Annotated in this window: 13 protein-coding genes; 2 read left to right on the top strand and 11 right to left on the bottom strand. The window is 37.0% G+C overall.

The genetic code is table 11. The features are described from left to right. From KCG35_RS18140 to KCG35_RS18120, 5 genes are all read right to left on the bottom strand, one after another. Window positions 1-495 (bottom strand): GNAT family N-acetyltransferase (locus KCG35_RS18140; RefSeq protein ID WP_215821216.1); only part of this gene is annotated, 495 nt, incomplete at its 3' end. A gap of 109 nt (window positions 496-604) precedes the next feature. After that, window positions 605-1126: a hypothetical protein gene (locus KCG35_RS18135; protein ID WP_215821215.1), complete on the bottom strand. Its 522-nt coding sequence runs from the start codon at window positions 1124-1126 to the stop codon at window positions 605-607. 201 nt (window positions 1127-1327) lie between these two features. Further along, the gene (locus KCG35_RS18130) at window positions 1328-1795 is read right to left on the bottom strand and encodes a macro domain-containing protein (RefSeq protein ID WP_215821214.1); all 468 of its coding nucleotides are present in this window, start codon (window positions 1793-1795) and stop codon (window positions 1328-1330) included. Window positions 1796-1924: 129 nt separating this feature from the next. Beyond that, complete coding sequence (locus KCG35_RS18125) at window positions 1925-2434, bottom strand: AAA family ATPase (protein ID WP_215821213.1); 510 nt, start codon at window positions 2432-2434, stop codon at window positions 1925-1927. Between the two features lie 134 nt (window positions 2435-2568). After that, window positions 2569-2829, bottom strand: a complete 261-nt coding sequence (locus tag KCG35_RS18120) for a hypothetical protein (protein WP_215821212.1) — start codon at window positions 2827-2829, stop codon at window positions 2569-2571. A gap of 144 nt (window positions 2830-2973) precedes the next feature. On the opposite strand from KCG35_RS18120, the gene KCG35_RS18115 reads away from it, so the two are divergent. Then, a complete protein-coding gene (locus tag KCG35_RS18115; protein WP_215821211.1) occupies window positions 2974-3576 on the top strand; it encodes a DUF4291 domain-containing protein in 603 nt (200 codons plus the stop codon). A gap of 16 nt (window positions 3577-3592) precedes the next feature. On the opposite strand, the gene KCG35_RS18110 is transcribed toward KCG35_RS18115, so the two are convergent. From KCG35_RS18110 to KCG35_RS18105, 3 genes are read right to left on the bottom strand one after another with little or no spacing between them, the layout of a single operon-like run. Further along, window positions 3593-3868, bottom strand: coding sequence for a GFA family protein (locus KCG35_RS18110; RefSeq protein ID WP_215821217.1), 276 nt, complete (start codon window positions 3866-3868; stop codon window positions 3593-3595). Beyond that, window positions 3832-4011 (bottom strand): GFA family protein, encoded by a 180-nt coding sequence (locus tag KCG35_RS27240; protein ID WP_444972210.1) that lies wholly within the window; start codon window positions 4009-4011, stop codon window positions 3832-3834. Before KCG35_RS27240 ends, KCG35_RS18110 begins: the two co-directional genes overlap by 37 nt. A gap of 12 nt (window positions 4012-4023) precedes the next feature. After that, window positions 4024-4563, bottom strand: coding sequence for a TetR/AcrR family transcriptional regulator (locus tag KCG35_RS18105; RefSeq protein ID WP_215821210.1), 540 nt, complete (start codon window positions 4561-4563; stop codon window positions 4024-4026). Between the two features lie 236 nt (window positions 4564-4799). On the opposite strand from KCG35_RS18105, the gene KCG35_RS18100 reads away from it, so the two are divergent. Continuing rightward, window positions 4800-5441, top strand: a complete 642-nt coding sequence (locus tag KCG35_RS18100; RefSeq protein WP_215821209.1) for a glutathione S-transferase family protein — start codon at window positions 4800-4802, stop codon at window positions 5439-5441. A gap of 152 nt (window positions 5442-5593) precedes the next feature. Here KCG35_RS18100 and KCG35_RS18095 read toward each other — a convergent pair whose 3' ends face one another. From KCG35_RS18095 to KCG35_RS18085, 3 genes are read right to left on the bottom strand one after another with little or no spacing between them, the layout of a single operon-like run. Next, complete coding sequence (locus KCG35_RS18095) at window positions 5594-6418, bottom strand: DUF2861 family protein (protein ID WP_215821208.1); 825 nt, start codon at window positions 6416-6418, stop codon at window positions 5594-5596. Continuing rightward, the gene (locus KCG35_RS18090) at window positions 6409-7053 is read right to left on the bottom strand and encodes a response regulator transcription factor (RefSeq protein WP_215821207.1); all 645 of its coding nucleotides are present in this window, start codon (window positions 7051-7053) and stop codon (window positions 6409-6411) included. The genes KCG35_RS18095 and KCG35_RS18090 overlap by 10 nt, the downstream gene beginning before the upstream one ends. Further along, a complete protein-coding gene (locus KCG35_RS18085; protein WP_215821206.1) occupies window positions 7028-8404 on the bottom strand; it encodes an ATP-binding protein in 1377 nt (458 codons plus the stop codon). The genes KCG35_RS18090 and KCG35_RS18085 overlap by 26 nt, the downstream gene beginning before the upstream one ends. Window positions 8405-8580: the final 176 nt, after the last annotated feature.

The raw sequence follows: 8580 nt of genomic DNA, 5'->3' as shown, positions 1-8580 counted from the left end.
AGCCTCATACAAGCTCTTAGCTCTAGGATTGCTATCTATTACATCTAACCTCACTGAGTTATATCCATTTTTACGTGCATGATAAACTATTTTATCCAATAGCATAGACCCAATGCCTTTTCCACGAAACTGACTATCTACCACAATGCCATCCATAACAAGCTCTTGTGCTTTTGGCTTTCGCTCAAATAAACTGAGTACAATTGCAGCCCAAACACCTCTTGCTAAACCAAGTTCATCCATTAAAACATTTAAGTTCATACCTCCAGTTAGAGCTCCATAGTATGTCTGAAAGCCAGCTAGGCCAACAATTTCATGATCAACCACTGCTACATATGAAAAGTCAGGAATAAAGCTTTTTGACAAAATACGAATACGTGATTCTTTATTTGCAATGGCTCCAGAAAATTTAAAACCAAATGCCGCATCGTAAAGCCTTGCAATTTTTGCAGCTTGAACAATATCCCAGCCTCGTTGAACAACGATATCAGCCATTTTCATCACCTACTTCTATAAAAACTTCAAGTATATCTCTATTTCGTGAAGGAAAGTTTGAGCTATATAGAAGACAGAACACGTATAAGAAAGGAATACTTGCTACTAATCAAGATTTAGCACTTAGCTGTATATCTGAAACAGAAACTGCTTCTATTTCGTGGTTGTTTTTTATCTCTACTTTTATCTTTTCAAGTATTGCTACCGCATTTTTATTGCTACTCTCAATACTAACAGCTCCACTTATTCGACGCTGTGTAGGCCAAACAGCAAAACCTCCTGTCAAACCATCACTACTAATAAGTTTAAGACCTAGCGCCTCCAAATCTACATTATGGTGAGCAACAACCTCAAACTTCATTTCAAAGGATGGCTCTTGAGTAGCATTTAATTCAGCTTGTTTTTTTAGAAAGGATTTACTGAGTTTTTTGTAACGTCTAAACCTACTCACGCAATAAGGTTCAATAAAGATTGAATCGCCACTAACTTTTGGATACATATCAAGGTATAAACACCCTGACTCATCGAACTCTTCTATTTGAAATGTGTAACCTATAGCTTTTGAAAATGCTTCTAGTGATTCAGCAGGCATACCTTTTATTGAAAGAGGAGGAGCAGTAATAATTCTCACCCAGTCTCCAACTCGTAAATCTCGCCCTTCTGAATCAATTGGCGCATGTATGTGCATATGATACTAATGATCCATTTTATAAATAAAAATTTATACTACGATATAAGACTATTGATCCATACACTCGTTTCATTACACTTTAGATACCCAACACTATAGTCCAAAGACCACATTAACAGCTCCATTGCCTCTATTTTCATTTTATCTAGCGGAATAACGTACCACAATAACTTTTGCCTTCGACTCAACCTTGTCTAACTCACCTTTCATAATATTTAAAGACCACTCTTCTGAACGGTTTCCAGATCCGGCCCCAATAAGTGGAAATACCACACTTGAGTAATTCTTTTTATTCACGATTTCCATTACATTTTTTACTGATTGAGTGACAGAATATTTAGTAGCAAACCGGAGCATATTAATTCCTGCAACATGAATAATAGCTTTAAATGGTAACTTACCTGCAGATGTCACTCTAGCCTCCCCTAAAGTAATAGCCCCAAACTTGGCAACTTCTTTAAAGGGTTGACAGCCCCCCTTTTTCTTAATTGCACCGGATACGCCTTGAGGTAGCAGTAACCACCAAGGAATAATATTTCTGTTCCAGCTATTTACAATCACCTCAACATTTTGCTCTAAGATATCACCATAGACGATAGTGTATTCCATTTTATTCACTCTTTTCTTGGCAATGAATAACACTAAGCTTAACTATTAGATAAGCTAGCCTAGTATGTTAAAGTTAACCACTGAAACATCGTTAGTAACACCTTTTTTGTAATATTACCGTAAAGCTAATTATTTTTTCACGAAGTAGAAAAAGAAATTATTAACCGAATTTTCAGATTGAAAGTGGTACTTATTTCGATCAAACATTTCAAAGAGTTTTTTATGACCTAAATATGAACGAAGATCTCGTCTTTCATAATACTGTTCAGCCCATTGTAACAAAGCATTTAATGATTGCTCTGTTTGCTTATAGTAAGGCTCTTGAGCATTTTCTCTTGCCCTATTAAGAATACGTTGTTTACAAATATTCCACTCAAGGTCGAGCCAAATTAGACAATCAGCAATATCTAAATATTCTTTTGCAAGCTCCCCAAAAACCCCTTCGACAATCCATGCAAGCTCTTTTTTACTTTCATTTATTAAGTAGTTTATTTCCCGAGTATCTCGCTTTTGAGTATACCCACCTTGTTGCCAAAACAAGTCATCCAGCGACACTTTCGGTATAGACAAACTTTGACTTATCTCATTTGCAAGCCAAGTTTTACCGCTGCCACTATTACCAACAATAACTACTTTCATAATTTATTTTTCTAGCATATATACGCGTCATTTAATCATTTTTATATACAATGACCTTGGCTGCCTACCTTATTTTAACTAATGGACAGCCGGAAAACTGTTAACTACAAAGATAACTAATAGCAGGTAGAAGTCTAGTTGTTTTTAGCACTCAGCGGGCCATTAGATGATTCTAACTGCTTTAAGGCATGATAACACAGCTTACAGACCTGTTTTTCTTCAACAGTCTCAACGCCTACACCACCAGGATCATCAGTATTTTTTATTTTATGTTCTTGCCGATACTTATTGACCGAAGCTCTTGAAGGATAAATCTTGTCTCGGGTTTTAGCAGTAAACAGGAAGGATGGTTCTCTGGCAGAAACTTGCGATTTACAATGTTGACATATAAACATTTACAACGGCCAAATCAGTAAACCTTCTGGGGGCCGATCTCCAGAAGCATTGATTTAAGGAGCGAAGACTCTATTGCAGATATATTTAAATGTCAATACTATACTCTTCACAAATAATATTAATAGCTACATATTGGAGAATAAATGGTAGATATTCCGACTCGACAAATTCGGGCACTTTATAATGACAAAACAATTCGGGTTTACCAGGCTTATAGCCATGCTATTGCCAATGCTGCAATTGCTCACGGTACGTTTGTATCTCCTCCATTCAAAATGGAGCGAATGACCTGGATTAAACCTTCATTCCTTTGGATGATGTATCGGTCTGGATGGGGTCAAAAAGATAGCGGGCAAAATCGTATCCTTGCCATTGATATTACACGGGAAGGTTTTGAATGGGCGCTTACTCACAGCCTATTGAGTGACCAAGCCAAAGAGTTCACAGATAAAAACGAATGGTTAAAGCTCAAAGGTGTAACCCCAGTTCGAATTCAATGGGACCCTGAACGTGATCTACATTTGCAACCACAAGCATATAGAGCCATTCAAATTGGCTTAACCAAGGAAGCAGTGCAGTTATATGTTAACGAATGGATTCAGTCCATCACAGACGTTACCGAACTTGCCACTGAAATTCATCAGTTAATCAGTATGAATCAACTAACAAAAGCCAAACACAAACTTCCAGAGGAGCGCAGCTACCCAATATCTGAAGCTCTAAAACAGCATTTACTCGTTGATTAAACCTACATTACCTATCTTAAACTAATGATGTTTTCCAATTGCTTGGTAGTGTTAACCAAGCACATTTTGTTTCGTTTGCAACTGTATATGTTGGTTCAGGGAAAGAGTCATTAACAAAACATCCCCCTGCTACTCCTAACTTCCCAGGAAGCTGCTCAACCAACCAATACAATGTTGTACCACACTGTGAACAAAAATACCGTTTTTGTTGTGTATATTCTTTATTTATAGAGTACATAGTAACATCACCCTCTTTTAACAGGCTCTGTTCATCATTAAAATAAGCTGATATACCAAAAAAGCACTTCCTGTTCTTTTTTTACAGTTTTTACAGTGACAAATGGCTAATATAACAGGATTTCCCTGCACACTTACTGTACATGCTCCACAGCAGCACTCAGCTGTTTTAACGTCTTGCTCTACATTACTTTTCATATTTTGGGCTATTTATAAATCAATGGCCTGTTGACATGCAGTTAATAACTGTTCAGCCAAGGTATCATCATTAAGTGCACGGGCAACCGCCATTCCACCCACCATTAGCACGGCAGACTTCAAAGCCTCTTGATCGGATATATGTTCTTTTGATGACTCAGTCAATTTTTTTACAAAGCCTTTAAACACTTTAGTATAAACATCTCTTACGGTATTATTTTGCTGGCTTACATCTGAAACTAAAAATGCTAAAGGGCATGCCATTGACTCTCCTTTCCTGTGCTCCAAACTTAAATATTTGGCTATTCTTTCGCTAACAGGAGGCGCATCTTCCTGAGCATGAATACTTTTTAATGCTGCATCTCGAATCGCTTCAGCATAAAGTTCTGATTTGGATTTAAAGTGTGCATAAAACGCACCTCGTGTTAATCCTGCATTTTGCATCACTTCATCAATACTGACATTGTCAAAACCGCGATTCATAAAAAGCTGAGCTGCACTTTCTAGAATTTGATCGCGGACCTGTGGTTTATGTTCTTTGTTCCAACCCACTGGTTACTCCCTTTCTATCATTCTAATATACCAATGGCTAAATAATCATACTTTGGTAATGAATGCTAAGTACTTATTACCTGAAAGACGATTTACTTGAAAGTACGATATTTTCATTTTTGATTACGGCCACAAAACATAAAATATCAAAATATGTTCTTGATCATATTTTGATTTGCAAGGAGTATTCAGTCAATAACATATCCTTAAAAATAACGACTGAAGGTACTTTTTCTATGAATAATGAGTCACTGCATATTTATGGCCCACTCTTTAGCCCATTTGTTAAGACGGTTATATTAGTGTGTGAAGAAAAAGGACTCAATTATACTGCAGGCCTAACAATTAAGGGGGAAGAAGTTCCTTTTAAAAGTGAGCAGCACTTAAAGCTACACCCTGCAGGCAAGGTGCCTATTTTATTCCACAATGACTTTATGCTGTGTGAAACGGTTGCTATTTGTCGATATCTTGATCAAGTTTTTCCTCATACACCTATGCAACCAGAAGATATATATGAGCGTGCATTACATGATCAATGGTGTAGCTTATTAGCTGGAGAGTTTATCCTACCTCTTATTCATAACTATTTATTAGAGTTTGCCTTCCCAAAAGGGGAAAATGGTCAGGTAAGAATGGATAAAGTCAAAGAAGCTGAACCTTTACTTCTTAATACATTAACAAAACTCAACAATGAACTCGAAACAGGTAAAACCTTTGGACAGAGCATTTTTACAATAGCCGACGCACTTATTATTCCTATCTTAGCCTACTTACATGGTTTACCACATGGAGCTGAACATTTGAAACAGTTTTCATATTTGCAAGACTATATTACAAAAATGCTTAATCAACCGTCATGTGTTAAATTACTAAAATAATTTACAAAAACAGTTCGTGATGTATTAAATGAAAATCTGTGGTATTTCGATATACGCCAGTGACAGATCAAAGCCAGGGGGCGTTATACAGGCGTCCCTCTTTAGCGCAATACTCTTTACAGATAAGTATATTAATTTACCAAAATAAGACATTATTTTAATCGTTTAAGAATACGGTGCTGCAATTCTATATGAATATCACCTTGAAAACGATGATTAATAAAAGATACTGAGTACCAATAAGGGCCTGGTTGTAACTTTGGCAGGGAGTAGCTTTCTTGTGCCTTAATACGTTGATGCCATACGAGTTCATAGCTTATAGGTTTCATTATCACTGCTTTAATTTCCTGGGGAGGACATATTAAAGAGACTTTATTGTTATTCACATCTTCGGTTATCTGCCAATTATTCCCCTGCCAATTAATCCACTGAATATTATGTAGTGGTGCTAGTAAAATTGATCCTTGCCAATGCTCTTGAGCAGTAGCAACTGTTATTTGGTAAACGCCACCATAAATTGATTTTACTTGCTCCTCTGACTCACCATAAAAGCTTCGCTTCTGTTGTCTCACCTGGTTATCCAACTTTAAGTCAGCATTTGTTCCTTTTATTTCTATATATCTTATGTACTTCTTGGTATACCCTTCAATTTCCCACCGATAATAACGTCGTAACGGCTCATCTCGCTGAATAATTGCAATATCCAGAGACTCTAACCATAAAGGTAGTCTGATGGGTAAATCTCGACCACATTGCCTTTGATACATGACAGAAAGTAAATTAAACCAACTTTCAGATTGGTCTAATGTTTCACTATTCCATACATCATGCATCGTTTGCCAAAAAGAAGGCATGTCACCTTGCAGAATACTCTCGTGGGCTTTGGTAAGTGGTGTCTGTTGATTAAACCAGTCGGCAAAGATACTATGACTTAAAATCAAACCAACCACACCAACTAGTTTAAACTTTACATACATAACCGATAACCTACCCCTCTAACAGATTCAATAGTTATCTCTGGAATTTTTTTTCGCAGTTGTAATATATGTGTATCTACAGTGCGCGTAGTGGGATAGTACTGATAACCCCATACTTCATTAAGCAACTCATCTCGAGTATAAACCCTTCCAGGAGCCCTCACGAATAAGGCTAACAAATCAAACTCTGTTTTAGTCAACACCAGTGGTATGTCATTCCAGAATGCTTTACGTTGAGTAGGGAGTAACTTAAGAGACTGATAACACCACTCAAGCTGATTGAAAGGCCGTAAATTTGCTCTGATGCGTGCCAACAATTCATTATAGGAAAAAGGCTTAGTAATATAATCTCTTGCCCCCGCATCTAACCCTGCAACACGCTCATTGATATCCACTTTTGCCGTTAGTATCAACACGGGAATTGCTTTAATTGCCAACCAATCAGGTAACAGATTAATGGTATCTATATCATAGAATTGGCGATCAAGAATAACTAAATCAGCCTTTTTCCATAGTCCACCCACCTTATCAAGATAATTACAGAATTTACAAGCGTATCCTTGAGACTGCAAAAAAGTGATTAAACCATTGGCCAAATCAATATCATCTTCAACAATGAGTAGTATTGGGCTCATTAATGGGTACCTCTAAAACAAATGTTGTTGGTGGCCCTTGTAAACGTAATTTACCACCCATTTTTAGCACTACTTGACTCACCAAGTGTAACCCAAGCCCAACGCCATGCTGACTATTAAACGGTTTCATAAACTTAGACAATTTTCGTGAGCTTAAGTTACCTTGGTCTTGCACCACAATCACCAGACGTTTTTCTACACAGTAAGACTTAACTAATACTTGACCTTTCCCATGTTTAACTGCATTACCCACCAAATTTTTAAGACATAGCGAAAACCAATAGATACTAATGCATACTGGCTTATCATCCTTGAGTTCAAGATCAATTTCATATTCACTTAAAACTTCTTGCATAAGCACATGCCATGACTCAATATATTGTTTTTGTAAATTTGCACCATAATCTAATTGTAAATATTGTTTACTAGCATCTGCTAAATGACGTAAATGTAAAGCGTCTTTACATAGTCGAGTGAAAGCATGGTGCAAATTATCTGGCAGTTCATCAAAATGTGTTCGAAATATTTCTACTGTGCCTGCTAAACGAGTAATTGGCGTGCGTAACTCATGAGCAAGCATCTGCACAATAAACTGCCGTTCTTTATAATATTTGTGCCGGGTAATAATAACCAAAAAAATGTAACCTAAAAGCAACACTCCTAAAATTGTTAACCCAGTATATAACCACATTCCATTTCTTGACTTCTCTAACCAACAGATACTTCCTTCTATAAAACTACACTTTTCTCGTTGAGAAATAGGGTGTATTTCAAGATTTAAAGAGTCAACCAAAGGTCGCCATTGCTGATGTTGGTAAAGACGATATTCATTGGGAAATTTTACCCATAAAAACTGCTGCCCCATAATCCACTGCGCCGAACGCGTTAAAGCCTGAAGCTGGTTATCATCGAGATCATTAGTAAAATAGTCATTATCAAGCTCTCGAATATGCATATAAGGCTTTAACTGGTTAAACTGTTCAGGATGTTCTCTTGAATATCTAAATGCAAAACTACCACCGCCTGGATGAATAAGCGTACCGGAAGCAAACCAACTTATCGGTAGTTCTTGCTGCAAACATAACGCAGTAATAAACGACTCAGTTTTAGCCAATGGATTATCCATAGCCAAATCAGCAGGCTGAGCGCACAATTGATAGAATCGATATAATGCCTGTATATCAGCCAACACATATAAATGAGTTTGAGGATGCATTTTTGCAGGGTTAAGTTGCGAAGAATCAAATTGCTGCAACATATCAATGGCAACTTCATGGGATGGAACTTCAGTATTGAGCTCGCTGTACAGCTGCTGAGTTGTGTCATTAAATGCATTGGCAGGCAAACTCAATGTCTCTCCTACCAAAATACACAAGAAGGTCGAAAGCAAAGGTAACACTAACTGACGAGAAAGGACATCAACTCGAACCCTTTCAAGTAGACAATTTAAGGATATGGATATCGTTAATATTCTTAGCAAATTTGACACAATCTTGACAATTCTCAATAGCAGATTTGCTTTAATTC

The organism is Zooshikella harenae (genome assembly GCF_018837975.1).
GTDB lineage: Bacteria > Pseudomonadota > Gammaproteobacteria > Pseudomonadales > Zooshikellaceae > Zooshikella > Zooshikella harenae.
The sequence above is the reverse complement of the archived record's forward strand: the minus strand, read 5'-3'. Positions and strand labels throughout refer to the sequence as shown.

Bases quoted from the DNA above. Each gene is read 5' to 3' on its own strand.
- KCG35_RS18130 (WP_215821214.1), bottom strand. From the start codon at position 1,795: ATGGAATACACTATCGTCTATGGTGATATCTTAGAGCAAAATGTTGAG.
- KCG35_RS18125 (WP_215821213.1), bottom strand. From the start codon at position 2,434: ATGAAAGTAGTTATTGTTGGTAATAGTGGCAGCGGTAAAACTTGGCTT.
- KCG35_RS18120 (WP_215821212.1), bottom strand. From the start codon at position 2,829: ATGTTTATATGTCAACATTGTAAATCGCAAGTTTCTGCCAGAGAACCA.
- KCG35_RS18115 (WP_215821211.1), top strand. From the start codon at position 2,974: ATGGTAGATATTCCGACTCGACAAATTCGGGCACTTTATAATGACAAA.
- KCG35_RS27240 (WP_444972210.1), bottom strand. From the start codon at position 4,011: ATGAAAAGTAATGTAGAGCAAGACGTTAAAACAGCTGAGTGCTGCTGT.
- KCG35_RS18100 (WP_215821209.1), top strand. From the start codon at position 4,800: ATGAATAATGAGTCACTGCATATTTATGGCCCACTCTTTAGCCCATTT.
- KCG35_RS18095 (WP_215821208.1), bottom strand. From the start codon at position 6,418: ATGTATGTAAAGTTTAAACTAGTTGGTGTGGTTGGTTTGATTTTAAGT.
- KCG35_RS18090 (WP_215821207.1), bottom strand. From the start codon at position 7,053: ATGAGCCCAATACTACTCATTGTTGAAGATGATATTGATTTGGCCAAT.